Annotated in this window: 26 protein-coding genes and 1 pseudogene; 10 read left to right on the forward strand and 17 right to left on the reverse strand. The window is 71.4% G+C overall.

The window, feature by feature from the left end; genetic code table 11:
- Positions 1-13: 13 nt before the first annotated feature.
- Entirely contained in the window at positions 14-1207 is a 1194-nt protein-coding gene (locus OHS82_RS37760; RefSeq protein ID WP_328436153.1) for a glycosyltransferase, read from the reverse strand.
- Between the two features lie 39 nt (positions 1208-1246).
- Between OHS82_RS37760 and OHS82_RS37765 the strand changes: the two genes are divergently transcribed.
- Both OHS82_RS37765 and OHS82_RS37770 read left to right on the forward strand, forming a co-directional pair.
- The gene (locus tag OHS82_RS37765) at positions 1247-2032 is read left to right on the forward strand and encodes a glutamate racemase (RefSeq protein WP_328435469.1); all 786 of its coding nucleotides are present in this window, start codon (positions 1247-1249) and stop codon (positions 2030-2032) included.
- A gap of 97 nt (positions 2033-2129) precedes the next feature.
- Complete coding sequence (locus tag OHS82_RS37770) at positions 2130-2720, forward strand: hypothetical protein (RefSeq protein ID WP_328435470.1); 591 nt, start codon at positions 2130-2132, stop codon at positions 2718-2720.
- Positions 2721-2739: 19 nt separating this feature from the next.
- Here OHS82_RS37770 and OHS82_RS37775 read toward each other — a convergent pair whose 3' ends face one another.
- Complete coding sequence (locus tag OHS82_RS37775) at positions 2740-3756, reverse strand: O-antigen ligase family protein (protein ID WP_328435471.1); 1017 nt, start codon at positions 3754-3756, stop codon at positions 2740-2742.
- Positions 3757-4056: 300 nt separating this feature from the next.
- On the opposite strand from OHS82_RS37775, the gene lnt reads away from it, so the two are divergent.
- From lnt to OHS82_RS37795, 4 genes are all read left to right on the forward strand, one after another.
- Positions 4057-5670 carry an apolipoprotein N-acyltransferase gene (lnt, locus tag OHS82_RS37780; protein ID WP_057582506.1) on the forward strand — a complete coding sequence of 538 codons (1614 nt, stop codon included), beginning with the start codon at positions 4057-4059 and terminating at the stop codon, positions 5668-5670.
- A 137-nt stretch (positions 5671-5807) separates the two neighbouring features.
- Positions 5808-6284, forward strand: coding sequence for an NUDIX hydrolase (locus tag OHS82_RS37785; protein ID WP_057582505.1), 477 nt, complete (start codon positions 5808-5810; stop codon positions 6282-6284).
- Positions 6285-6341: 57 nt separating this feature from the next.
- On the forward strand, positions 6342-7145 hold the full coding sequence (locus OHS82_RS37790) for a 3-hydroxybutyrate dehydrogenase (protein WP_057582504.1): 804 nt from the start codon (positions 6342-6344) through the stop codon (positions 7143-7145).
- A 118-nt stretch (positions 7146-7263) separates the two neighbouring features.
- Positions 7264-9186, forward strand: coding sequence for a helix-turn-helix domain-containing protein (locus OHS82_RS37795; protein ID WP_328435472.1), 1923 nt, complete (start codon positions 7264-7266; stop codon positions 9184-9186).
- 244 nt (positions 9187-9430) lie between these two features.
- Here the strand turns inward: OHS82_RS37795 and OHS82_RS37800 are convergent, their stop codons facing one another.
- Positions 9431-10876 (reverse strand): MFS transporter, encoded by a 1446-nt coding sequence (locus tag OHS82_RS37800; RefSeq protein ID WP_328435473.1) that lies wholly within the window; start codon positions 10874-10876, stop codon positions 9431-9433.
- 145 nt (positions 10877-11021) lie between these two features.
- Positions 11022-11315, reverse strand: coding sequence for a hypothetical protein (locus tag OHS82_RS37805; protein ID WP_057582501.1), 294 nt, complete (start codon positions 11313-11315; stop codon positions 11022-11024).
- Positions 11316-11395: 80 nt separating this feature from the next.
- Here OHS82_RS37805 and OHS82_RS37810 point away from each other — a divergent pair, with 80 nt between their 5' ends.
- Both OHS82_RS37810 and OHS82_RS37815 read left to right on the forward strand, forming a co-directional pair.
- The gene (locus tag OHS82_RS37810; protein ID WP_328435474.1) at positions 11396-12328 is read left to right on the forward strand and encodes an IS630 family transposase; all 933 of its coding nucleotides are present in this window, start codon (positions 11396-11398) and stop codon (positions 12326-12328) included.
- Positions 12325-12561, forward strand: a complete 237-nt coding sequence (locus OHS82_RS37815) for a hypothetical protein (protein WP_328435475.1) — start codon at positions 12325-12327, stop codon at positions 12559-12561. The genes OHS82_RS37810 and OHS82_RS37815 overlap by 4 nt, the downstream gene beginning before the upstream one ends.
- A gap of 31 nt (positions 12562-12592) precedes the next feature.
- Here OHS82_RS37815 and OHS82_RS37820 read toward each other — a convergent pair whose 3' ends face one another.
- From OHS82_RS37820 to OHS82_RS37870, 11 genes are all read right to left on the reverse strand, one after another.
- Positions 12593-14092, reverse strand: a complete 1500-nt coding sequence (locus OHS82_RS37820) for a hypothetical protein (RefSeq protein WP_328435476.1) — start codon at positions 14090-14092, stop codon at positions 12593-12595.
- A 124-nt stretch (positions 14093-14216) separates the two neighbouring features.
- Entirely contained in the window at positions 14217-14717 is a 501-nt protein-coding gene (locus OHS82_RS37825; protein ID WP_328435477.1) for a hypothetical protein, read from the reverse strand.
- Positions 14718-14906: 189 nt separating this feature from the next.
- Positions 14907-15230, reverse strand: a complete 324-nt coding sequence (locus OHS82_RS37830) for a winged helix-turn-helix transcriptional regulator (protein ID WP_443061819.1) — start codon at positions 15228-15230, stop codon at positions 14907-14909.
- Positions 15231-15495: 265 nt separating this feature from the next.
- Positions 15496-16572: an NADPH dehydrogenase NamA gene (gene namA / locus OHS82_RS37835; protein ID WP_057582496.1), complete on the reverse strand. Its 1077-nt coding sequence runs from the start codon at positions 16570-16572 to the stop codon at positions 15496-15498.
- A 387-nt stretch (positions 16573-16959) separates the two neighbouring features.
- Positions 16960-17346 carry a nuclear transport factor 2 family protein gene (locus OHS82_RS37840; RefSeq protein ID WP_328435479.1) on the reverse strand — a complete coding sequence of 129 codons (387 nt, stop codon included), beginning with the start codon at positions 17344-17346 and terminating at the stop codon, positions 16960-16962.
- 201 nt (positions 17347-17547) lie between these two features.
- Positions 17548-17982, reverse strand: coding sequence for a VOC family protein (locus OHS82_RS37845; protein ID WP_328435480.1), 435 nt, complete (start codon positions 17980-17982; stop codon positions 17548-17550).
- Positions 17983-18023: 41 nt separating this feature from the next.
- Positions 18024-18434: an SDR family NAD(P)-dependent oxidoreductase gene (locus OHS82_RS37850; protein WP_328435481.1), complete on the reverse strand. Its 411-nt coding sequence runs from the start codon at positions 18432-18434 to the stop codon at positions 18024-18026.
- A 76-nt stretch (positions 18435-18510) separates the two neighbouring features.
- The gene (locus tag OHS82_RS37855) at positions 18511-19620 is read right to left on the reverse strand and encodes an NADH:flavin oxidoreductase/NADH oxidase (RefSeq protein WP_057582492.1); all 1110 of its coding nucleotides are present in this window, start codon (positions 19618-19620) and stop codon (positions 18511-18513) included.
- Between the two features lie 55 nt (positions 19621-19675).
- Positions 19676-20116: an SRPBCC family protein gene (locus tag OHS82_RS37860; protein WP_328435482.1), complete on the reverse strand. Its 441-nt coding sequence runs from the start codon at positions 20114-20116 to the stop codon at positions 19676-19678.
- Positions 20116-20517 (reverse strand): RidA family protein, encoded by a 402-nt coding sequence (locus OHS82_RS37865; protein ID WP_328435483.1) that lies wholly within the window; start codon positions 20515-20517, stop codon positions 20116-20118. Before OHS82_RS37865 ends, OHS82_RS37860 begins: the two co-directional genes overlap by 1 nt.
- 52 nt (positions 20518-20569) lie before the next feature.
- Complete coding sequence (locus OHS82_RS37870) at positions 20570-21217, reverse strand: NAD(P)H-binding protein (RefSeq protein ID WP_328435484.1); 648 nt, start codon at positions 21215-21217, stop codon at positions 20570-20572.
- 90 nt (positions 21218-21307) lie between these two features.
- Between OHS82_RS37870 and OHS82_RS37875 the strand changes: the two genes are divergently transcribed.
- On the forward strand, positions 21308-21991 hold the full coding sequence (locus tag OHS82_RS37875; protein ID WP_328435485.1) for a GntR family transcriptional regulator: 684 nt from the start codon (positions 21308-21310) through the stop codon (positions 21989-21991).
- A 244-nt stretch (positions 21992-22235) separates the two neighbouring features.
- Positions 22236-22556, forward strand: a complete 321-nt coding sequence (locus tag OHS82_RS37880; RefSeq protein WP_328435486.1) for a hypothetical protein — start codon at positions 22236-22238, stop codon at positions 22554-22556.
- A gap of 309 nt (positions 22557-22865) precedes the next feature.
- Here the strand turns inward: OHS82_RS37880 and OHS82_RS37885 are convergent.
- Together OHS82_RS37885 and OHS82_RS37890 are read right to left on the reverse strand one after the other, a co-directional pair.
- Positions 22866-23590, reverse strand: a pseudogene (locus tag OHS82_RS37885) (response regulator).
- A gap of 121 nt (positions 23591-23711) precedes the next feature.
- Complete coding sequence (locus tag OHS82_RS37890; RefSeq protein ID WP_328436154.1) at positions 23712-24698, reverse strand: arabinan endo-1,5-alpha-L-arabinosidase; 987 nt, start codon at positions 24696-24698, stop codon at positions 23712-23714.
- Positions 24699-25565 lie beyond the last annotated feature (867 nt).

Below are 25565 nucleotides of genomic sequence, written 5' to 3' on the forward strand. Positions count from 1 at the left end.
GTCCCGGGGCGGTTCAGCCCTCGTCGGCGACGGCGTCCGGACGTGCGTAGGTGCGGCCCTTCCAGGCCGCACCGCGCCCCCGGTAGTGCTGCACGGCGGAGTCGACCGTCATCAGCAGATAGAGGAACGCGGTGAACGGCAGCAGGGGGGCGAGCCACAGCGGCTGCCGGTAGTGGCGCAGCATCGGGATGTACGTCCCCGCCATGACCAGCCACGCCAGCGCGCCGCACACCGCCGTCGGCGCGCTGCCGGCCGCGAGCCCGAAGAGGACGGCGAGCGGCGGGACCAGGTACACCAGCGCCAGGCCGAGCACCGTGCCGAGCAGCAGGGCCGGGCTGTGGCGCAGTTGCGCGTACGCGCTGCGCGACACCATCCGCCACAGGTCGTGCAGCGTCGGGTACGGCCGCACGCTGTCCACCCGGTCGGCCAGCCCCAGCCAGATGTGCCCGCCCGCGCCCTTCACGGCCCGTGCGAGCGCCACGTCGTCGATGACCGCCTGCCGGATGGCGTCAGGGATCCGCGCCCGCTCGGCCGTCTCGGCGCGCAGCAGGACGCAGCCGCCCGCCGCGGCCGCCGTGCGCGCACCGCGCCTGCCGATCCGGCGGAACGGGTACAGCTGGGCGAAGAAGTAGACGAACGCCGGCACCACCAGTCGCTCCCACGGACTCTCCACCCGCAGCCGAGCCATCTGGGAGACGGCGTCGAAGCCGCCGGTGCGGGCCGCCGCCACCAGCTCCCGCAGACTGTCGGGCGCGTGCGCGATGTCCGCGTCCGTGAGGAGGAGGTACTCGGGCTCACGCGCGCGTGCCAGGCTGATCCCGTGCCGCACCGCCCACAGCTTCCCGGTCCAGCCCGCGGGCGGTTCACCGGGAGAGTCCACGGTCAGCGGGAGCCCGCCGTGCCGCGCGGCGAGGGCGCGCGCCAGGTCTCCCGTGCCGTCGCGGCTGCCGTCGTCGACGAGGAAGACCTCGGCCGGTCCCGGATAGTCCTGGGCGAGGAGCGAGGGCAGGCTCGCGGGCAGCACCGCCGCCTCGTCGCGCGCGGGGACGACGACGCAGACCGACGGCCATTCCCGCGGCGCCGTCCGGTCCGGCAGCCTGATGTCCGTGCGCCAGAAGAACCCCTGACAGAGCAGCAGCCACAGCCAGGCGGCCAGGGACAGGGCGGCGATCCACACGATGGCGCTCACGTGCGCAGTCTTCCCCACCCGAAGGGGCGGCAGGCGCACATCGTCTATGGTGGCCGGGTGAAGATCGCGCTCATGGACTCCGGAATCGGCCTGCTGGCGGCCACCGCCGCGGTACGGCGCCTGCGGCCGGACGCCGATCTCGTGCTCTCCCTCGACCCCGACGGCATGCCCTGGGGGCCGCGCACCCCGCAGGACCTCACCGCGCGGGCGCTGGCGGTCGCCGAGGCCGCCGCGGCGCACCGGCCCGAGGCACTCATCGTGGGCTGCAACACGGCGACCGTGCACGCCCTGCCCGCGCTGCGGGCGAGCCTCGAACCCGGCATCCCGGTGATCGGCACCGTTCCGGCGATCAAGCCGGCCGCGGCCGGCGGCGGCCCGGTCGCGATCTGGGCCACGCCCGCCACCACCGGAAGCCCCTATCAGCGGGGCCTGATCGAGGACTTCGCCGGCGGCGTCACGGTCGCCGAGGTCCCCTGCTGGGGGCTGGCCGAGGCCGTGGAGCACGCGGACCAGACCGCGATCGACGCCGCGGTCGCCGCGGCGGCCGCCCTCACCCCCGAGGACGTCACGACCGTCGTCCTCGGCTGCACCCACTACGAGCTCGTCGCCGACCGCATCCGTGCCGCCGTGCAGCGTCCCGGCCGGCCGCCGCTCGCCCTGCACGGATCGGCCGGCGCGGTCGTCGCGCAGGCGCTGCGCAGGATCGGCGCCCGCCCCGGGCCGGAGGCCGCGGCGCTCGGTGCAGTGACGGTTCTGCTCAGCGGCCGCCCGGGCGCTCTGCCGGCGCCCGCGCTGGCCTACGCGGAAGGTCGCCTGCTCCAGGCCGTCAGCCCCGCTCCGTGACCGTCCGGCACCGACCCCCGCCGCGGGGTCCCCGGGCGGAGCAGTCACCCTGCGCCACGGACTACCGGCGCAGCGAAACCTGAGTAACCTCATGAATATGAGGGACCAACCCCGCGACGAGAGCATCCCGCTTCCCGACGTCCCGCATCGCGACGCCCTGCATTCCGCCGCCCCGCATGCCGACGTCTGGACGGGGCGCGCCACCAACCGCTTCCAGTGGCTGCTCGCGCTGGTCGGGGCCGCCTGTCTGGCGCTCGGCGTGGAACTCGCCGTCGAGTCGGCCTGGACGTCCGGCGTCGCCCCGCTCGTGATGTCCGTCGTCGGCTGCATCGCCGCGGGGCTGCTGGTGCTCTTCGGCACCCTCGCCTTCGTCCACGTCGACCTCAAGCTCGACAAGGAGTCCCTCGAGGTGCGGTGCGGCCACATCGGGCTGCCGCGCCGCCGTATCCCGCTGGCGCATGTCGCCGGCGCCGACTTCGAACCGCACGTCACCCCTCGTCACTGGGGCGGCTGGGGCTACCGCTGGCGGCCGGAGAAGGGCACCGCGGTCGTCGTCCGCAAGGGCGAGGGCGTGGTGCTGCGGCTGTGGGACGGCCACACGTTCACGATCACCGTGGACGACGCCGAGTCGGCGGTCCGCGTCATCCGGGAGCGGCTGCGCACCGGAGCCCCGGGCCCGGCGCGCTGACCGACACGCCCTGGCCGCGTCAGGCCGCCGGCCGGTCGCCGCGTCGCGGGTCCCGCCCGGACGTCGACGGGGCGCCGGGCGGCGCGGGCTCCTCGGCGAGCGGTCGAGCGGTGGCCAGGCCGGCCAGCAGTCCCGCGCCCACCGACACCGTGGTGAAGCTCAGCGCGTTGCCGATCGCGGCGATCGCGGTGAGCGCCGTCAGTGTGGCCCCCGTGGTGAGGACGACGGGTGTCGGGCGCTGTGACCGCCAGAGCGCGAACAGCACCCAGCAGAAGACCGCCGACAGCAGCAGCAGTCCTACGACGCCCTGCTCAGCCGCCGTCTGCAGCGGCGCCGAGTGCGGCTTGCCGTCGGACAGTGTCGACTGCGCCGCCGTCGTGCTCAGCTCGCCGAAGCGCCCCGGGCCCACACCGAGGACGCCCTGGCGCCGCACCATGCCGAGGGCGTCGCGCCACAGGTCGACGCGGTGCGGTGTCAGCCGGTCCGTCAGGGGGTCGGCGAGTTTGCCGGGCAGTGCGTTCCCGGCGACGGCCCAGGTCAGGCCGGTCACCAGGGCGGCCGTCACGGCCGACGCGGCGAGCGCCGGACCCCGGTGGCGCACCCGCCCGGCGGTCAGGGCGCACCACAGCACGGCGCAGCAGGTCACCACACCCGTCGTCGAGTCCAGGAGGGCCGCGGCGGCCGTCACGCCCACGGCGAGCAGCCACAGCGCGAGCCGCTGCGCGGGCACCGGAGTCGCCCAGGCGGCGCAGCACGCGGCGCCGGCCGACAGGGTCAGCACCGCGGCGGTGGCGCCGGCGTGCCCGAGGTGCGGGGCGATCTCCGGCCCCGGGCCGAGCCGCACGGTCACCGTCAGCACCAGCCCGGCCAGTGCTCCGGCGCAGGGCGCGGCCACCGGCAGCAGCACGCCGGTGATCCGCCCCGCCGCATAGCCGGCGGCCAGCGCCAGCACGGCGAGCAGAACGCCCTCGGGGCGCCCGCCGTGCATCGCGGCGGTGACCAGGGGCCAGACGGCGCAGGCCCCGAGCACGGTCACGCCGAGCGCGTCCGAAACGTTTCGGCTGTCTCTGTCCGCGGCCTCGCAGACCGCGGACGACATCCCGGTGGAACCCACCCCGCCCCCCGAACCCGGTCGCCCCCCGACCGTGACGGACCTGAACCGCGACGGACCCCGGCCGCACACGACCGGAGCTCTGCCACACCGTAACCGCCGATCGGCCGTTTGTGGATGAGTTGCGCCGGGTTGTGCGCCGGGCGCGGGGCCCCGGCCGGCCAGGTCATCGGCCCCCGCGGACCGAGCTGTCGGCCAAATGGTGACTCGCCGTACACTCCCGGAGTGACCGTCACCGCAACTTCCGTAGGCCGGCCGGACCGGCTGGAGCCCTCGGCCGCGCCGGCTTCGCGCGGCGCGCGGCTCCTGCGCCGCCTCGTCCCGGCCGCCACCGCGGCGCTCTCCGGAGTGCTGCTCTACGTCAGCTTCCCGCCGCGCACCGTGTGGTGGCTGGCACTGCCGGCCTTCGCCGTCTTCGGCTGGGTGCTGCGGGGGCGCAGCCGGAAGGCCGCATTCGGTCTCGGTTACCTCTTCGGGCTGGGCTTCCTGCTGCCGCTCCTGGTGTGGACCGGCGTCGAGGTCGGACCCGGCCCCTGGCTCGCCCTGGTGGCCATCGAGGCGATCTTCGTCGCACTGGTCGGCGTGGGCGTCGCCGTCGTGTCCAAGCTGCCGGCCTGGCCGCTGTGGGCGGCCGCGCTCTGGATCGCCGGTGAGGCGGCACGCGCGCGTGTGCCCTTCCGCGGCTTCCCGTGGGGCAAGATCGCCTTCGGTCAGGCGGACGGCGTCTTCCTGCCCCTCGCCGCGGTCGGCGGCACCCCCGTGCTCAGCTTCGGCGTCGTCCTGTGCGGCTTCGGCCTGTACGAGATCGTGCGCCTGGTGCTCGAGCGGCGGCGCTCGGGCGAGGTGCGGCGGTCGGCCGCCGCGGTGGCCCTGCTCAGCGTGGCCGTCCCGGTCGTCGGCGCGCTGGCGGCCCGCACGCTGGTCAGCGACAAGGCGCAGGCCGGCACCGCCACCGTCGCCGTCATCCAGGGCAACGTGCCGCGCCTCGGCCTGGACTTCAACTCCCAGCGCCGGGCCGTGCTCGACTACCACGCGCGCGAGACGGAGCGGCTGGCCGCCGAGGTCGAGGCGGGCAAGGTCGCCCGGCCCGACTTCGTGCTGTGGCCCGAGAACTCCTCCGACGTCGACCCCTTCGCCAACGCCGACGCCGCCGCCGTCATCGACAAGGCCGCCAAGGCGATCGGCGCGCCGATCTCGGTCGGCGGCGTCGTCGAGCGGGACGGCAAGCTCTACAACGAGCAGATCCTCTGGGACCCGGTGAAGGGCCCCACCCAGACGTACGACAAGCGACAGGTCCAGCCGTTCGGCGAGTACCTTCCGCTGCGCTCGCTCATCGGGGCGATCAACAGCGACTGGACGTCGATGGTCCGCAAGGACTTCAGCCGCGGCACGAAGCCGGGCGTGTTCGACATGGACGACGCCAAGGTCGGCCTGGTCACGTGCTACGAGGCCGCGTTCGACTGGGCCGTGCGCTCCGAGGTCACCGACGGCGCCCAGCTGATCTCCGTGCCCAGCAACAACGCCACCTTCGACCGCAGCGAGATGACCTACCAGCAGCTCGCCATGTCCCGGGTCCGCGCGGTGGAGCACAGCAGGACCGTCACGGTGCCCGTGACCAGCGGTGTCAGCGCGATCATCATGCCGGACGGGAAGATCACCCAGAAGACCGGCATGTTCGTGGCGGACTCCCTGGTGCAGAAGGTGCCCCTGCGCTCCTCGGAGACTCCGGCGACGAAGCTCGGCATCCTCCCCGAGTTGGCCCTGGTGCTCGTCGCCGCGGGCGGCCTCGGATGGGCGATCGGCGCCGGCCTGCGGACCCGCCGGAGCACGGCGGGCTGACGGGGAGGCGTCCTGACCGGGAAGACCGGGGCGAGGCGGGCCGACCGGGAGGAGCCGGGCCGACCGGGAGGCGCCGGGCTGACCGGGAGGCGGCGGGAGGCCCGGGACGAGGCCGGACGCCCGGATAGGGTCGGCCCATGCCTACTCCAGAGTTCATCACCGAGATCCGGGCCTCCGCGGGACACCAGCTTCTCTGGCTCCCAGGCGTCAGCGCCGTCGTCTTCGACGACGAGGGGCGGGTGCTGCTGGGCCAGCGTGCGGACAACCGTCAGTGGACCGTGATCAGCGGCATCCCGGACCCCGGGGAACAGCCCGCGGACTGCGCCGTGCGCGAGGTCTACGAGGAGGCCGGGGTGACTTGCGTTCCCGAGCGCGTCGTCGTCGTACGCGCCGGGAAGCAGGTGGAGTACCCCAACGGCGACACCTGCCAGTTCATGGACATCACCTTCCGCTGCCGGGCCGTGAGCGGGGCCGCGCGGGTCAACGACGACGAGTCCGTCGACGTGGGCTGGTTCGCGCTGGACGCCCTGCCGCCGTTGCGCGACCGGCAGCTGTTCCGCATCAAGCAGGCACTCTCCGACGAACCCACATGGTTCGAGACCACGACGCCGTAACGAAGTATGGGTGCTGACCACATGGGTCCGGCGCGGGGCTCTGCCTAGGGTCGAGACATGACTTCGCCCCAGGCCGTCGCTGCCGGACCCGCCGCGCCCTCGCTCGACCTCGGTGGTCGCACCGCCCTCGTCACCGGCGCCGCCGGCGGCATCGGACGGGCCTGCGCGCTACGGCTCGCTGCCGCCGGGGCCAAGGTCCGGGCCGTCGACCGCGACGCGAGCGGTCTGGAGAGGCTCGCCGACAGCGCGGCCGGTCTGCCCGGCTCGCTGGAACCCCACGTGCTGGACCTCACCGATCTGGACGCCGCCGAACTCGCCGCCGCCGGGACCGACGTACTCGTCAACAACGCGGGACTGCAGCGGGTGGCTCCGCTCCAGGAGTTCCCGCCTGACGTCTTCCACACGGTGCTCACCGTGATGCTGGAGGCGCCCTTCCGTCTCATCCGCGGCGCGCTGCCGCACATGTACGGGCAGGGCTGGGGCCGCATCGTCAACGTGTCCTCGGTGCACGGGCTGCGTGCCTCGCCCTACAAGGCGGCCTATGTCGCCGCCAAGCACGGACTCGAAGGGCTGTCCAAGACCGCCGCCCTCGAAGGCGCACCCCACGGGGTGACCTCCAACTGCGTCAACCCCGGCTATGTGCGCACGCCCCTCGTCGAGCGGCAGCTCGCCGACCAGGCCCGGACACACGGCGTCCCCGAGGAGCGGGTCCTGGCCGAGGTGCTGCTGCGCGACAGCGCGGTCAAGCGGCTCATCGAGCCGGCGGAGGTCGCCGAGGCGGTCGCCTACCTCTGCGGCCCGCAGGCCTCGTTCGTGACGGGCACGTCGCTGGTCCTCGACGGGGGCTGGACCGCACACTGAGCCCGCCGAGCGGTCCGGAAGGCCCGGGGAACGCCCTGGGCAAGGCCCCGGCAGGCGGTCTCGGCGCAGTTTTCCACAGGGCTGACCGGGCTGCCCGGCGATGAGGAATCCTGTGACCATGTCCCGCGACCACGTGGAGGGCGCCGCGGCCCTCACCACCGCCCACGACGCCGACGCGCCGTTCCTCGAGCTGCTCGCCCGGGGCGCGGCCGCCGAGGCGTACGACCGGCCCGTGCTGGAGGCGCGCGCCGAAGGAGGTTCCGGCGAGCGGATCGCGGCGCTCGAGCACGCCAAGCGGGTCGCCCTGCGGGTGCGCGCGGAACTGGAGGGCCGACGGCGCAGGGAGGCCGAGCTGTCGGCCCTCTTCGAGACCGCCCACGACCTCGCCGGCCTGCGCGACCTCGACGCCGTCCTGCGCGCGATCGTGCAGCGGGCCCGCTCGCTTCTCGGCACCGACGTCGCCTACCTCAGCCTGAACGACCCGGCCGAGGGCGACACCTACATGCGGGTCACCGAGGGCTCCGTGGCCGCCCGCTTCCAGCAGCTCCGCCTCGGCATGGGGGAGGGGCTCGGCGGTCTCGTCGCCCAGACGGCGCGACCGTACGTGACCGACGACTACTTCCAGGACGAGCGCTTCCGGCACACGAACGCCATCGACTCGGGCGTGCGCGACGAGGGGCTGGTGGCGATCCTCGGGGTTCCCCTGACGCTGGGACCGAACGTCATCGGCGTCCTGTTCGCCGCCGACCGGCGCGCCCGGGTCTTCGAACGGGAGCAGATCGCGCTGCTCGGCTCCTTCGCCGCGCTCGCCGCGGCCGCCATCGACACCGCCAACCTGCTCACCGAGACCCGCTCCGCGCTGGCCGGTCTGGAACACGCCAACGAGATCATCCGGGACCGCAGTGCCGTCATCGAGCGCGCCTCCGACGTCCACGACCGGCTGGCCGAACTCGTGCTGCGCGGCGGCGGCGTCCACGACGTGGCCGCCGCGGTGTCCCAAGTGCTCGACAAGACCGTTGAGTTCGCGGAGACGGCGACGGCCGGCGCGCTGGAGGCGTCCCGGGCGGAAGGCCGCGCCGTACGACACCGGGACGACTGGATCGCGGCGGTGGCGGCCGGCGAGGAGCTGTTCGGAGCGCTCGTGCTGAGGTGCCACCCGGGCCTCGACCCGGTCGACCAGCGCACGCTGGAGCGGGCCGCCATGGTGACGTCCCTGCTGCTGCTGGCGAGGCGCTCGGCCGCCGAGGCCGAACAGCGCGTGCGCGGCGAACTCCTCGACGACCTGCTCGAGACCCGCGACCGCGATCCCCGCCTGCTGCGCGAGCGGGCGGCCCGGCTGCACGCCGACCTCGACGCGACCCACGTCGTCCTCGCGGCCCGCCTCGGCACCGCCGCGCCCGACGCCGACCAGGAGGCGGCCGCCCGGCGCAGGCTGTGGTCCGCCGCCTTCCACCTCGCCGCGACCCGGAAGGGCCTGGCCGCCGCCCGCGACGGCGGGACCGTGCTGTTGCTGCCCCTGGAGCCCGGCGACACCGCCACGGAGCTGGCCCGCCGTACCGCGCAGCATCTGGGCGCCGCGGTCCACGAGGCGGTCACCGTCGGCGCTTCCGCCCCGGTCCGCGACCTCACCGCCGGACCGCACGCGGTGGTGGCCGCCTACGAGGAGGGCCGGCGCTGTCTCGACGCCCTCAAGCTGCTCGGCCGCACGGGCGACGGTGCGGCGGCGGAGGACTTCGGCTTCCTCGGGCTGCTCCTCGCCGGCGACCGGGACGTCGGGGGGTTCGTGGACCGGACCATCGGCCGGGTCGTCGCCTACGACGAACGGCGCGGAACCGACCTGCTGCGCACCCTCGACGCCTATTTCGCCGCGGGCATGAGCCCGACCCGTACGAAGGACGAACTGCACGTGCACGTCAACACGGTGGCCCAGCGTCTGGAACGTGTGGGCCGCCTCCTGGGCGACGACTGGCAGAGTCCCGCCCGCGCCCTGGAGATCCACCTGGCCCTGCGTCTGCACCGGTTGGCCGCCCCCGGTCGCTGATGGCGTGCGCCGCTGAGGGCGGTGCGGACCGCGTGCGCGGCTGACCCGCTGTGTACCGCTGACCGCCGTGCACTGCCGACCGCCGTGTGCGCGAGCGGCACACGGCGGTCGGTACAGCGGGTCGCCGCCGACGGAACGAGCCGCCCGGACGGCGCTGCCCGGAAAGATCGGAGCGGGAGCCGGAGTCGGATTCGGAGGGAGCCGGATTTGGATCCGGAGCCGGATCAGGAGTCGGTCGGTGTGATCAGCGGTCGGCCGGGAGGGTCTGTGTGTCCGCTGCCCTGGAGGTCTTCCCGGCCTTGTCGGCCCCGGCCTCCACGGCGAGCCCGGACTTCCCGGCCGGCTCGGAGTCCGCGGAGGGCTCGACGTCGGCGAGGTCGCGGTGGCGGGTCTCCTTGGCGACCCCCACCGCCAGGACCGTCAGCAGGGCCGCGGCGATCACGTACAGGGCGATCGGAGTGGAGCTGTCGTAGTCGGCCAGCAGCGCCGTGGCGATGAGCGGGGCGGGGGCGCCCGCGGCGACGGAGGCGAACTGGGCGCCGATCGACGCCCCGGAGTAGCGCATCCGGGTCGCGAACATCTCGGAGAAGAAGGCGGCCTGCGGCGCGTACATCGCCCCGTGCAGCACCAGGCCGACGGTCACCGCGGGCAGGAGGCCGCCGAAGTCGCCGGTGTCGACGAGGGCGAAGAACGGGAACATCCACAGGCCGATGCCGACCGCGCCCACCAGGTACACGGGACGTCGCCCGACGCGGTCGGACAGCGCGCCCCATGCGGGGATCACCGCGAAGTGCACGGCGGACGCGACGAGGACGGCGTTGAGCGCGGTCTGCTTGGAGACGCCGGCCGAGGTGGTCGCGTACACCAGGATGAACGCGGTGATGACGTAGTAGGAGATGTTCTCCGCCATGCGCGCGCCCATCGCGATCAGCACGTCACGCCAGTGGTGCCGCAGCACCGACACCAGCGGCAGCGGCTCGGCGTCCGCCGTGCGCGCCGCCTTGCGGGCCTCGGCGCGTGCCAACGCCTGCCGGAAGACGGGGGATTCGTCGACCGACAGTCGGATCCACAGTCCGACGAGCACCAGCACGCCCGAGAGCAGGAACGGGATCCGCCAGCCCCAGGAGGCGAAGGCCTCGTCCGAGAGCACCGCCGTGAGCAGGGACAGCACGCCGGTCGCGAGCAACTGCCCGGCGGGTGCGCCCGTTTGCGGCCACGACGCCCAGAAGCCGCGGCGCCGCGCGTCCCCGTGCTCGGACACCAGCAGCACGGCGCCACCCCACTCACCCCCGAGCGCGAAGCCCTGGACCAGTCGCAGCACCGTCAGCAGGACGGGCGCGGCGGTGCCGACCGTCGCGTGCGTGGGCAGCAGCCCGATCGCGAAGGTCGCCCCGCCCATCAGCAACAGGCTCAGGACCAGAAGCTTCTTGCGTCCGAGCCGGTCGCCGTAGTGCCCGAAGACCAGAGCTCCCAGCGGGCGGGCGGCGAACCCGACGGCGTAGGTGAGGAACGACAGGAGCGTGCCGACGAGCGGATCGGAGTCCGGGAAGAACAACTTGTTGAAGACGAGCGCGGCGGCTGAACCGTAGAGGAAGAAGTCGTACCACTCGATGGTGGTGCCGATGAGGCTGGCGGCGACGATGCGCTTGAGGCTTGCGGGGGGTGGGGGAGCGGTCGCGGGGGAGGACATCGGCACCACTTCCAAGCGGTTGACGGGGACGTGTTCGTGTCGCCATACCGTAGGAATCCGCAGGTCAGGGGCACATGTGGCGGGACAACATAGTTCGAGGGTCGGCTATGCGCGCGGCCACCATGCCGGCTCGTGGAAAGGCGGTTCAGGGGATCGATGGTGGTCGAAGCGGGTCCGTCCGGGACGCGTGGTTCAGGGTGACTTGACGGTGCGGTGCTGACTCCCGTGCTGGTTCGGTGCTGGCTAACCTGTCGACCGCGCCGGTGTAGCGCAGTCGCATCAGTTTGACCCGTTCGCCGTCGGCCAGTTCGGCCTCCACATAGGCGAAGGCTCCCCGGTGGCGGATGTGTAGCCGCTCCAGCTGCGGCCAGGCGGTGCGGGCGCGCTCACCGAGGCGCGCCTCCACCGAGAGCCGGGTGTGTTCCGAAGGCGTGGGCATGTCGGTCATCCTGCCCGAGGGGCCGGTTGCGGCAGGCTTCGGCCTGTCATGATCCACTTCTGTCGATCGGCCTGCCTGCCTTGCCCGTTACCGCCGCCCGCCCGATAGTCCTGCGCGCCGCCGAGCGCGAGCGACTGAAGAAGATGGCCTACGGCCACAAGACCGAGCACCGGCTGCGGATGCGCGCGCAGGTGGTACTGCACGCCGCACGCGAACGCTCCAACGCGCGCATCGCCCGTGAGACGGGGCTGCATCTGGACACGGTCCGCTGCTGGCGCGGCCGGTTCGTCGAGCACGGTCCGGCCGGTCTGTCCGACCGCGAGCGGTCAGGGCGGCCTCCGTCGTTCACCGCGTTGCAGGTGGCCCAGGTAAAGGCCCTGGCCTGCCGGCTGCCAGCCGAGAGCGGCGTGCCGCTGGCGCGCTGGTCGTGCCCGGAACTGGCCCGTGAGGTCGTCGCCCAGGCGATCGCCTGCTCGGTCTGCGCCTCCACCGTGCGCCGCTGGCTCACCGACGACGCGCTCAAGCCCTGGCAGCACCAGTCCTGGATCTTCATCACTGACCCCGGCTTCCGGACCAAGGCCGAGCGGGTGCTCGGCTTGTACGCCCGCACCTGGCGAGGCGTCCGGCTCGGCGAGGACGAGTACGTCATCAGAGCGGACGAGAAGACCTCCATCCAGGCCCGCTGCCGCGGCCACCCCACCCTCGCCCCCGGCCAGGCCCGCGCGATGCGCGTCAACCACACCTACGGACGCGGCGGCGCCCTGGCCTACCTCGCCGCCTACGACGTCCACGCCGCGAAAGTGTCCGGCCGCACCGAGCCGCGCACCGGCATCGACCCGTTCATGAACCTGGTCGCCCAGGTCATGAGCACCGAGCCCTGCGCCAGCGCGAAGCGCGTGTTCTGGATCGTGGACAACGGCTCCTCCCACCGCGGCAAGAAGGCCGCCGACCGCCTGGCCGCCGCCTTCCCCAACGCGGTGATGGTCCACACCCCGTGCATACTTCGTGGTTGAACCAGGTGGAGATCTACTTCTCCGTCGTACAGCGCAAGGTCGTCTCACCCAACGACTTCACCGACCTCGCCCAGGTCGCCGACCGGCTTGGGGCCTTCGAAGACCGCTACAACGCCACAGCACAGCCGTTCCAGTGGAAGGTCACCACCCACGACCTGGACGATCTGCTGGCCAGGGGCGACCGGCACACCACCGATCACCACGAAGAATCCTCCGCCGAGCCAGCTACATGATCAACCCCCGAAGGACTTACGGAGCCGACCGCTAAGGCACCAGATTTCGCATCACCGCACCCGGCAGCGAAGCATTGCCCGCCGCCGCCTTCGCCACATGACCGTCATCGTCGGCGAGCAACTCCGCGATCACCTGGGGCGGGAGGGCCGGATGGCCCGCGGCAATGGGCCTCGCCTGGCCGTCCGTCAGGCAGACGAGCAGGGCCCGCGGGGTCGCGTGGGGGTGGGCGGCGATTTCGCAGAACGCCTTGTGCACCGACGGACGGTGGTGGGCGAGGTGTTCCAGGAGTGCCCCGGACGCGTCCGGGTTGGCCGCCACCGCCGCCAGGACCTGGACTCCGTGCCGGTCGACCATGGCCCGCAGTCGCGCCTCGGAGAGGCCGGGGTGCGGGGCGATGTTCTTGAGCACCTTCGCGTAGGGGTCGGTGGCGAGGGCGTCGCGTATCTCGGCGGGCAGGTCGCGGCGCAGGGCCACGAGCATCCGTACGGTCGAATCGGTCGAGTGGGCCAGTTTCCCGACCTCGGCCGGGGACGCGGCCTCGACGCGGGGTAGCAGGGTGGGGCCGATTTTCGTGGTGGCGATGAGGCGAACGAGGACGTCGAGGGGCACGTTGGGGTTGTGCGCGAGTCGGCGCCGTACGTCCTGGCATTCGTCCTCGGCCAGTACGCGCATCAGGGCGTCGTCGCCGGCCGGCTTCTCGGCGAGGCAGGCCCGGATGCGCACGTCGGGGTCCGTGGCGAGCCGTCGGCTCACCTCCGGGGGCAGGTCGGGGTGTTCGGCGAGGGCCAAGCGCAGGTTCTCCGACGGGTGGTCGGCGAAGGGGATCGCGGCCTCGATGGGGGTGGCGGGGTTGCTCAGGGCCCCGTGCCGTACGTCGTGCACGGCGGTCTCGTGCGTGCCGTCACAGACATCGGACGGCAGCACCTCGCAGAAGGTCTCCTCGACGCTGCAGACCGAGCACCGCTGTACGGGAGGCAGTCCCTTGTCGTCGAGGAGTGCCGCCAGTACGGCCGGTGGCGTTGCCTCGTTCCAGGCCGCGTACTTGCGGACCTCGGCGTTCGGATGCCCCGCGAGCCTCGTGGCCAGCGCCCGATCCGTCGTCCACAGGGCGAGTTCCCTCACCACCCGCGCATCCGGACCGGCGGCGAGCGTCTCGACGACATCGGGCGGCAGGCCCACACACCGGGCCAGCCGCTGCCGACGCCAGGAATCCGGGTCCGCCACGAGGACCCGGCCCCACACCGGATCGCCGCGCCCCTCGCCGAGCAGAGCGAGAGCGGTGTCCGGATCGGCTGCCGGATCGACGTCGGCGACGGTCAGCCGGCCCTCGCACGCGAGCTGTGGGCCGCTCTCCGGGACGCGTGTGTACAGCGCGAGCGCCTGCGCGTGGGTGAGGTCGGGGCGGTCGGCGAGGTCATCGGTGAAGTCGGCGTCGGTGTCGGCGACCGCGAGTTCGATCAGCCGGTCGACGAGTTCGGGCGGAAGGGAGGCGTTGGCGGCAAGCCCGCTCAGGACATCGGCATGCTTCACAGGAGCATTGTGACCGCAACAGGCCCTGGCTTTCGGGCATTTATTGTCCCGCCGAATCGAAGCAGTGTGGCCTCAGACATCGGCCTCGGACATCGGCCTCGGACATCGGCCTCGGACATGGGGCTCAGACATGGGGCTCAGACATGGGGCTCGGACTCGCGCAGAGACCCACCCGTCCGGGAACCGCCCCCGTCCTCCTCTGCCGCCGCCCGCGCGACCTGCTCAGGTGTCCCCTCGGCCACCACCTGCCCTCCCCGGCGCCGCCCATCGGCCCGAGGTCGATGATCCAGTCGGAGGCGCGCATGGCGTCGACGTGGTGCTCGATCGTGACGATCGAGTGGCCCGCGTCCACGAGGCGTTGGAGTACGTCGAGCAGGCGGGCGGTGTCGGCGGCGTGCAGGCCGGTGGTCGGTTCGTCGAGGAGGTAGAGGGTGCGGCCGGTCGCGCGGCGGCCCAACTCCTTTGCCAACTTGAGGCGTTGGGCCTCGCCGCCGGAGATGGTGGTGGCGGGCCGGCCGAGCGGGAGATAGCCGAGGCCCACGTCCGAGAGCCGTTGCAGCCGGGCCGCGATCTGCCGTACGCCCCGGAAGACGGTCAGCGCCTCGTCCACCGTCGCGGCCAGCACCTCCGCGATGTCGTACCCGTTCGTGGCGCACCGCGAGGACCTCGCTCCGGAACCGGCGGCCCCGGCAGCCCGGACAGACGCACTCGACTGTGCCTGCCATCTCCACCTCGCTGCCCCCGACATCTGAGCAGACGCCGGACACAGAACTGCCTCCGACGTCAACCCCCGAAGGACTTACGGAGCCGACCACTAAGCCTCGGACGGCGCTGGCGGCGTGGCGGAGGAGGGCTTCTCCTGCGCGTCCTTGGCGGCCGGCAGGACGATGCCACGTCGGGCCAACCACTGCTCACCCCAGTTGCTGAGTCCGATCAGCAGCGGCTCCATCGAGCGTGCTTCCTCGGTCAAGGCGTACTCCACCTTGGGCGGGACGACCGGGTAGACAGTTCGCTGCACCAGCCCGTCCTCCTCCAGCTCACGCAGTTGCTTGGTCAGCAGGCGCGGAGCGATGCCGGGCACCTGGCGGTGCAGCTCGTTGAACCGCACGGTCCCCTCAAGCAGATGGAAAAGGATCACGCCTTTCCACTTCCCGCCGATAATCTTGACTGTTGCTTCCATCGCGCAGCCTGGCAGGTCGTCAAACGGTCGTGTTCGCGGCATGGGGCACCTCCGAGTCGTGCTGCCTTGTCGAGTTTCTCGTGCCCGGAGGGGCATCCCCTCCGGGCACAAGGCCGGTCCGCCGCCCGGTGCCGGGAGCTCTTCGGCCGCCCCGGGCGCCGGGTGGCCGCAACGAGTTCGGTGCCTTTGCCCCGGGGTGGTTGCGGGTCCAGGGCAGAGACGGTTAGGAGACCGTGGCGTCCATCGGCGCGGCGGGCAGCGGGGGCTGCGAGCGCTGCCAGGCCGACCCGTAGCGGGTGTACTGCAGCGGGACCTCGATGGCGGCGCGGAGCTCGTCCGCGGCTGTCCGGGCCCAGAAGGGGTCCTTCAGCATCTCCCGGCCGACCAGCACGATGTCTGCGCGGTCGTTTTGCAGGATCTCCTCGGCCTGGCGGCCGCTCTCGATCAGGCCGACAGCACCGGTCTTGATTCCCACCTCCCTGCGAATCAGGTCCGCCGCGGGAACCTGGTAGTTCGGGTAGGACTGCACCTTCACCGGGGCGATGCCGCCGGATGAGGCGTCGATCAGGTCGACGCCCTGCTCCTTCATCCACCTGCCGTAGGTGACGAAGTCCTCCGGAACGTTCCCGCCCTCCGCATAGTCGGTCGAGGAGATGCGGACGAATAGCGGGCCGTCCCACTCGCCGCGCACCGCGTCGATGGTCTCCCGCACGATCCTGTAGCGGTTCTCCCGGCTGCCTCCGTACTCATCCGTGCGGTGGTTGGCCAGGGGTGAGAGGAACTCGTTGAGCAGGAAGCCGTGCGCGGTGTGCACCTCGAGCACGTCGAATCCGGCGGCCTTCGCCCGTGCCGCCGCAGTCCGGAACGCCTCGATGACCTCCTTGATGTCCCCGACGCCAAGCTCCTGGGGAACGCGTGAACCGTCACTGAAGGGAATGGGTGAGGGGGCCACCGCGATCTCGGACTCCACGCCGAGCTGCCGCCCCGCGTGGCCGATCTGGGCGCCGGCCTTGGCGCCGAAGCGATGGATCACCTCGGCGATGCCCGACAGGCCTGCAACGTGGTCGTCGCTCCAGATGCCAAGGTCGCCCGGGCCGATCTGCCCGTTGGGCAGCACCGCCGCCGTCTCCAGCATCACGAGGCCGGCACCGCCCAGTGCACGCGCGCCGTAGTGCACCGTGTGGAAGTCGGTGGCGCGCCCCTGGGCGTCCGCGGAGTGCATGCACATCGGGGACATGGCGATCCGATTCCGGAAGGTGACGTCGCGGATCGTGAGCGGGTCAAAAAGGTGTGCGGACACGAAAGATTATCCCTGTCGTTCAGTGGAGGTCTTGTCACTTCCGACCATAGAAGAAACACGCCAAATGCAACAGTATGCACTTTAAAGTCTCATATGGACAAAAAGGGAAGTGTGCTGGTCGGGCGCTGATGATGGGGGCCATCGGCGCCTCCTACTGCCGTCCGGTCCGCGCGAGGGCGCCGCTGTTCCACAACATGCGGCACCTGCCCGCAGAACTGCGTTGGACCGAATTCCAGCCCGTACTCCTCATTTGGCCAAGAAGGCCGTTTTCCCGGACTTGAGCGAGATGGCCTTGCGAAACCCGTCTCACTCAAGTCCGGGAATCTCAGGTCAGGGGCCCGCCTCGCCCGGACTTATCTGCGACCGGACGCCGGGCCATGTTCACATCTACGATTTCGGTGCGTCGTTGGTGTGGTAGATCTTGCTGACGATGGTCCACGTGCCATCGACTTTCAGCAGGTTGAAGTAGTCGGTGAAGCACAGGCTGGAGACATCGTTGGTATCGACACGGGCATTGGCTGCGGTGCCGGTCACGTTGATGTAGGCGATCACGGCGCGGCCTTCCGGCGAGGGGCGGAAATCCCTGTCGATCCCCTGGTACAGGCCCGTGATCGCACCGCCGGAGACCTTGCCGTTCTCCACGCCGAAAATCGTCGCCTCTTCTGCGAACGCCGGCTTCATGATCGAGCTGTCGGCCTTGGCGACGCCCTGATTGTACTTTTCCAGCACTTCGGTGATGGCGATATGGTCAGCGACATAGGTCGGTTTCGACATGTTGTGTCTCCAGTCTGATGTTGCGGCGCACGTGCGCCGAGAGGGTTGGGACGTGGGTCAGGTTGCGTCGGCGCCAGGTGACCGAGACCTGCGCTACGCCTGTCCGGGTAGGTGAGCCACCAGCCCATTAATGCCTGGGGTACCTGTAATAGCTGGGGTACCTGCCAGTTCACGGCCGGGGCGCGCCGCAGGGTCCTCGCGTCATGGCTTCGCGAACACCTGCGAGTCGTCGGCGAACGCCTTGAACTCCAGGGCGTTGCCGGCCGGGTCGAGCAGGAACATCGTCCACTGCTCGCCGGTTTCGCCTGCGAAGCGCACGTAGGGCTCGATGACGAAGTCGGTGTCAGCGGCGCGCAGGCGGTCGGCGAGCTTGTGGAAGGCGTCGATGGTCAGGATCAGCCCGAAGTGCGGTACGGGGACGTCGTGGCCGTCGACGGGGTTGTGTATCTGTTCGGTGCGGGCCGGGGCGAGGTGGGTGACGAACTGGTGGCCGTGCAGGTTCCAGTCCACCCAGGTGCCTGCGCTACGGCCCTGTTCCAGGCCGAGCGTTTCGCCGTAGAAACGCCGGGCGGCGTCCAGGTCGTCGACCGGGACAGCCAGGTGGAAGCGGGGGATGGGGGAGACGAGACCGGACATGGGACTGGGGTTCCTTTCGTGCGGCGTGGAGCGCATGGCGCTCACCAGTTCTGACGGGTGGGGGAAATGATCAGGTCGTTGACGGTGACGCCGGCGGGCTGGTCGAGGGCGTAGACGACGGCGTCGGCGACGCTTTGCGCGCTGATGGCGATGCTGTTGAGCTCTTGGGCGGCCCTTCGGCCGGCGGGGTCGGTGACCTTGTCGGCCCAGCCGGTGGCGACGGTGAAGTCGGCCAGTGCCTGCATGTCGGCGGCGTCGGTGACGTCGGTGAGCCGGGCGGCGGCGGTGCCGCCGGCCTTGTTGATGTCGGCGACCAGCGGGTCGAGGTCTTCCTGGCCGCGGGCAGCGGCGACGATTGTGGCACCGTGGGCGGCGAGAGCCTTGGCGCTGACGGCGCCGATGCCGGAGGAGGCGCCGGTGATGACGACAACCTTGTCCTGAAGGTGGTTCATGAGGACCTCCCGGTGCGGTGGTACAGCGCGCCCCCGTGGTGAGGGGATCGCGGCGAAGGCCGTAGAGGGGCGAGGGTCAGCGCTTGCGGCGGTTGACGACGTAGGCGTACTGGTCCGGCCAGGTCGGCTCGGAGTCGAGCGCGAGCGCGGCGTGCTGTGGCCAGTAGGGGTTGCGGAGCAGTTCGCGGCCGAGGAAGACCGCGTCGGCCTGCCGGCTGGTGAGGATGTCCTCGGCCTGCTGCGGTTCGGTGATGATGCCGACGGCTGCCGTGGGGATGCCGGTGGCCTGGCGGGCCTGGGCGGCGAAGGGGACCTGGTAGTCGGGTCCGGCGACGATCTTGGCGTCGCGGACCATACCGCCGGTGGACACGTCCAGCAGGTCGACGCCGCGGGCCTGGAGTTCCTTGGCCAGGCGGACGGTGTCGTCCCCGGTCCAGCCCTCGCGCTGGTCCTCGGGATTCTCGGTCAGCCAGTCGGTGGCCGAGGTGCGGAAGAAGACAGGCAGGTCCTCGGTCCACACCGCGCGGACGGCGTCGACGACCTCCAGGGCGAAACGGATCCGGTTCTCGAAACTGCCGCCGTAGGCGTCGGTGCGGTGGTTGGACGCCGGGGAGAGGAAGGAGTTGATCAGGTAGCCGTGGGCGCCGTGCACCTCGACCACCTGGAAGCCGGCGGCCAGCGCGCGCCGCGCGGAATCCGCGAAGTCACGTACGAGCTGCTGGATCTCGTCCACGGCCAGCTCGTGCGGGAGAGCGAGTCCGTCGTAGGCGATCGCGCTGGGGGCGACGGGCTGCCAGCCGCCCTCGGCTTCGGGCAGGTAGCGGTCGGACAGCCAGGGCTTGTCCACCGACGCCTTGCGGCCGGCGTGCGCGAGCTGGATGGCCGGGACGGCGCCGTGCGCCTTGATGGCCGCGGTGATGCGGGTGAACGCGTCCTGCTGGCGGTCGTTCCACAGGCCCAGGTCCCAGGGGCTGATGCGCCCGTCGGGCCGGACACCGGTGGCCTCGGCCATCACCAAGCCCGCACCGCCGGCGGCGCGGGAGGCCAGGTGGGCGAGGTGGAAATCGGTCGGCGCACCAGTGTCCGGGCCTTCGGAGGCCGCGGAGTACATGCACATCGGGGACATCCACACTCGGTTGGGTATCGACACGGATCGCAGGGTGAGGGGGGTGAATAGGGAACTCATGAGGGGTGCTTCTTTCGTGATCGGTGTCGTCGGCCGGGGCGGCTGTCGTCCGGTGTCAGGCGAGGAGCGTGTGGAGGCCTGCGAGGGCGGGGGCGTAGGCCGCTTCGAGGAACGTGGCGGCTTCCCCGGCGGTGGTGCCCTCGGCCGGGTCGAAGGTGGCGTGCCGGCTGAGGAAGGCGCCGCCGGTGTCGGCGACGGGCTGGACGTGCAGCGTCGAGCGGTGGCCACAGACCGGCAGCGGTGCCTCGACGATCTCGTAACTCAGCTTCCGGCCGGCGTCGTCCAGGCCCACGAGCCGTTCCCGGTAGATGCTGCCGTCCACCCCGGTGAGAAGGCGGACCGCACCGGGGATGAGCCCGTCGCCGCCCCCGCCCTCGATGATCTCGCTCGCCCGGATGCCCGGGTGCCAGTCGGGCAGGCCGTTGAACCGCCGGACGACCGCCCAGGTCTCGTCTGCGGAGCTGGTGAAGACTGAGCTCCAGTACGCCTGTGCCATCAGGCGGGCAGACGGGTGTCGATGACGAAGCTGGTCTCGATGAGCTGGCCGGGGAAGAACAGGTGGGCCACGCCGATGGTGCTGCTGGTGGGGCGGTGGTCTTCGAAGTAGGCCAGGTTGGCGGCCGCCATCGCGTTGTTGTACTTCGGCAGGTCCACGATGAACTGGGTCTCGGAGACGACCTGGTTACGGGTGGCGCCGTAGTGGGCGAGGACCTTCTCGAAGTTGGCGAAGACCTGCTCGCTCTGCGCCTCGAAGTCGTCCGCGTAGAGGAAGTTGCCCTCTTCGTCGTGGGAGAGCTGGCCCGAGACATAGATCGTGTGGTCGACCTTGATGGCCTGGGCGAAGCCGAACTCGCGCTCGCCCGAGACGCCGTGGCTGTAGGAATCGATCGCAGTCAAGGTGGCTGTCCTTCTCTGGTGGGGGATGCAGGGGCGGGCAGGAGCGCCGAGCTCAGGCGAGGCGGGCGACCGCGTCCGCGACGGGAGTGTCGCCGGAGGTCAGCTCGACGATGACGCGCCTGAGGGCGGGCTCGTGCAGAGCGGCGTCGATGAACGCGGCGACATCGTCACGGTGCACGTCGCCGTACTCGACAGCGGGCCCGGCGGTGACCCGCCCGGTGCCCGGTCCGTCCAGCAGCGTGCCCGGGCGGATGATCAACCAATTGAGGCCGGTGCGGGTGAGATGGACGTCGGCACTCTTCTTGACCTTGACGTAGTGCTCGAAGCCTTCGGACGCTCCCTCGCCGCGCAAGGCGTCGGGGAACACGGAGACGAGGACGAAGCGCGCGACTCCGGCGGCCTCTGCCGCAGCGGCTGCCTTCTCCAGGCCTTTGCCGTCGATGAGCGTGGTCTTGTCCATGCCGGTCCCGTGGGCGCCGGCCGAGAACACCACTGCGTCGTGCCCGGCGAGCTTGCCCGCGAGCTCTTCCACAGAGTCGGCGATCAGGTCGCCGGTCACCGGCGTCGCACCGGTCGCGCGAATCGTCCCGACCTGGGCCGGGCCGCGGTGCATGCCGGTCACGTCGTCACCGCGCGCGGACAGCAGGCCGGCGAGCCTCCTGCCGACACCTCCGGCGGCACCAATCTGGAACACCTTCATGGACAACACCTCTCTCCTGGCCGGACGACCGGTCCCTCCAGTTGTCGCAATGTTGACATTACGACAACTGTGAAATGTTAACATCACGACATGGAGAAAACGCAACTCACGGGAGATCGCGCGGTGACCCCCGTCCGCCGTCGCGGACTGGCCGACGAGGTCGCCGACCGGATCCGGGAGGCGATCTTCAGCGGTGCGTACGCCCCCGGAGCACCGCTGCGAGAGGTCGAACTCTCCGGCGTGCTGCAGGTCAGCAGGGGTCCGGTGCGTGAGGCTCTGCGCGTTTTGGAACGCGAGGGGCTGGTGCACTGCGCCTGGCATCGGGGCACCGTGGTCACGACACTGTCCGCCGACGATGTCGCCGAGCTCGACAGCCTGCGCGGCGCGCTGGAGGATCTCGCCGTCCAGCAGGTCATCGCGCACGCCTCGGACGAGAGTCTCGCGGTCATCGAGAAGGCGGCCGGCGTGATGGACCGCACGACGGACCCGCACGACATGGTCCGCCTGGACATCGCCTTCCACGACGCCGTGTTCGCCGCCACCGGCCACCAGCGTCTCGTCGCGGCCTGGGAGGCCATCCGCTGCCAGGTCCACCTGTTCCTGCTGACCCGCATCGGCCTCAGCACCGAGGGCTACCTCGGCTGCATCCCCCAGGAGCACCATGCGCTGGCCGCCGCCCTGCGCGCCCGCGACCCTCAGGCCGCCCTCCCTCTCTTCGCCGCCCACCGCCGCCACGCGGTGGACGTCGTCACCGGCACGTTGAACCCTGCCTGACGACCGGTCCGCCACCATCTGGGCACCGCCCAGCGATACGCGGCCGGCTGCCGGGGCCGCCCTGGAACGGCGGACCGTGCCCGTGACGGACGATCACGCGCTATCGATCTCCCCCTCGACCAGCCCGAGCTCGCCGGCCGACACTCACACAAGGCCCGTGACCTGCGACTTCAGGATGGAATCTGCTTACTCGACACGTTGAACTACGGGTACAGCATCGAGGCCATTCGGGGTCTCCTTGGGGGTGAAGTCGCTGGCAGCCCAGATCAGGCACAGCCAGGCGTTGTCGGTGATCAGGGCGGCGGCCTCATGCAGCGGGCACGAGGCCGCCGCCGTCGCGGTCATGCCCGATGCGTTCGGCTCGCTTCGCGGCGGCGGTGAGCTGCTGCGCGACGGACGCCATGAACCCGCCGGGCGGGTCGGTGTCCTCGCTCAGCTCGCGCAGGATCGCCGCGAGCTCCGCCGGGTCGACGTCGTCGGCGCTCTCGGCATGTTCGCCGCGATCGCCGGCAGCAGGCCGCTGCTGCGGAAGGCGACGGCGGCCCCGGCACAGACGGCTGACTGACTCCGCCCCGACGGTCGCATGCCCTTCGACGTGGACCTGGCGTCGCCGTGGTCGCCTAGGCGGTTGACCGCAAGGCTGCCATGCCGCGAGGGAGCCCCCAGGTCAGCCCTGCAGAGGAAGCCGCCGGCTCCTTGGTCCCTGGGGTCATTGCCACCCTGGTGCGCACGGGCTTCATGCCGCTCGCATCGCCGTCATCCCCGGTACTGCTGGCGATGGCGTCCCGGTGGGATGAGCAGCGGCGGCGACACCGGAGGAGACGGGCACCCTGGCCGGCCGGCGCACCCGCTCCGCCGGCGCCGGCTGCCCATGTCAGCTCCGGGGTTCCGGCCGAAGCTGCCCGTTCTGCCACGCCCAGGCGGCGACTCTCTGCGGTTTCGGACGCCCAACTTGACCTGGCCGCTGGAAAGATGCGTCTTGACGGTGGACAGGGAGACGTACAGTTCGGCGGCGATCTCGGCGTTGGTCCGGCCGACCGCGATCAGCCGCACGACATCCAGTTCGCGTTCGGTCAGGGTGGCCTACGGCTCGACGGAGTCTTGGCGTTCCACCGTCAATGGCTCGGCGGAGGCTCTGCGCTCCGGCGCGGTCAGGTGCCTCAGCAGTCGGACCGTGACCGAGGGCGAGACCAGGGAGCCGCCTCTCGCCGCGGCGCGGACCGCCTTGGCGAGAAGGGTCGGCCCGGAGTCCTTCGTTCAGGAGGAAACCGCAGTCTCCGCCGCGCAGCGCCCCGTACACGTACTCGTCCGGGTCGAAGGTGGTGACCACGACGACCCGCAGCGGGTCGGCCACGTCGGGTCCGGCCGGCAGCCGGGTCGCCGCCGGACCGTCCAGCCTCGGCATCGGATGTCCAGCAGACACACGTCCGGCCGCAGGCGACGGGCCAGAGCCACCGCCTCCTCCCCGTCGACGGCCTCGGTCACGACCGTGATGTCCGGCCGGGCGTCCAGAAAGAACCGGAAACCGGTGCGGACCATCGCCTGGTCGTCGGCGATCAGGACCCGGATGGGCGGGGTGCTCAGGGCGGGGTTGGCCATGACTCGATCACGCCTCAGGTGCGGTTCTTTCGAGACTCGCCCGCAGTCGGCCCGCTGTGGGGCGGCTGCTTGTCGAAGGCGAGTCAGTTCACCTGCTGCGTCACCGCCGACGTCATCACTGTCACTGGGCAACGGGCCATCCGCTGCTCCAGTTCAGCAGGTTGAGACCCAGCTTGGGCCTGCCGTTGTCGTTGCCGTCGTAGTAGTGGTAGACGATCAGGTCGGCGTCGGCGTCGTGCATGATCGACTGGCCGCCCGGCCCGATGTAGCGCCCGTGCGACTCGAGGACCGGCGTGCCGCCGTTGTTCGTCATCGCCACGCCGTTCCTGTCGTAGTACGGCCCGGTGACGGCGGTGGCGCGCCCGACCTTCACCTTGTAGGTGGAGCCGGTGCCGGCGCAGCAGGTGTCGTACGAGGCGAAGAGGTAGTAGTAGCCGTTGCGCTTCACGACGTAGGGCGCCTCGACCGCCTTGGTCCCGGTGGGGCGGGCGGCGATCGTGCGCCGGCCGCTGTCGGAGGAGAGCTGTTTGCCGGTCGAGGGGTCGATCCGGATCATCTTGATCCCCGTCCACCAGCTCCCGAATGACAGCCACCACTTGCCGTCGTCGTCCACGAAGAGGTTGGGGTCGATGGCGTTGTAGTCGCTGGAGGTGGTGGAGGTGTAGACGGTCCCGCGGTCGGTCCAGGAGCCGGGCAGGCCCGAGGTCGAAGTGGCCAGGCCGATCGCCGACTGGTTGGACCCGAAGGTGGAGACGGCGTAGTACATCGAGTACTTGCCGCCCTGGTACGAGATGTCGGGTGCCCAGGCCTCGTTGGTGCCGTATGACGACCACCAGCCCGGCCTGGCCGGGAAGGCGTCGCCGCCCGCGCCGAAGGCGACGCGGTCGGTGGAGGTGCGGTAGGACAGGCCGCCTCCCGTGGCGTAGAGGAGGTAGCGGCCGCCGGAGGTCCGGATCATCGTCGGGTCGTGCACGACCGTGGCTCCGGTGACGCCGCCGGGGTTGGGGTACGTGGAGGCGGCGGAGGGGGTCAGGGCCAGGAGGATCGCGGCTGGGACCGCGAGCAGGGCGACCCGTCGGGAGGTGCGTGAGGTGCGCGTGCGTGACATGCGGCTCATGCGGACGCTCCTTCAGTGGGGGGCTCGCTGTCCGCGATACCGAACAGCGGTCGCGTCATCGGGCGGAACGTAGGATCAAAATCCCGTGTGCGTCAATGCTCCGCGCACACACCCGAAACTCTTCGAAACCGACGCACCGGAGCTCAGCTCCGCTCGATCACCGTCGGCACGCCGTGCTGCCATATGACGCTCGCGGCGCTGCTCACGGGCGAACTGAACACTCGCCTCGTTCGACGAGGATGGCTGGCCCTGGCGGCGACTCGGCGTTGCAGGGCCGCAGCACCGTCGCTTCCGACACCGGGTTCGCCCCGGGGCGCCGGGACAGGAAGGCCGGCAGGAGCCGGCGCAACGTTTTGGCCACCCTCCGCAGCAGACCCGGCAGGCTCAGGGCCTGCCGGGTCAGGCGGTGCTGTCCAGACCGGCGTGGGTGCGAAGCTGACGACGGACAGGGGCGTCGTCTCGGTCTCGACAGCGGGCGCAGCGCGATTCCCAGGCAGGAGTGACTCGGGTGCGACCCGGTGAACGGAGGCATCACGGGAGGCGGCGAGCCGGATCCGGTGGCGGGCAGTGCTGTCCGCAGGGCGTCGCCGCGGGGTGAGGGACGACGTTGTCTCCGGTGTCGAACGATGAACAGTGAGCTGTCGGCGCACGGCGCTGAAGGCGTCGTGTGTCGACCGGCGAGAGCTGTCGGCGCCCTCGCCGGTTGCGCGTCACGATTCTGCGGCGGTGCCGGTGCCGGTGCCGGCGGGTTGGTCGGATGATGTCGGTGCTCGTGCGCCACAGGATGACGTGGCAGGCGCCTTGTCCCAGCGAGGTCCGGTGCCCCACGCGCCGAAGGCGAGGGCGCGTTCGCGACCG

This window comes from Streptomyces sp. NBC_00425, assembly GCF_036030735.1.
GTDB lineage: Bacteria > Actinomycetota > Actinomycetes > Streptomycetales > Streptomycetaceae > Streptomyces.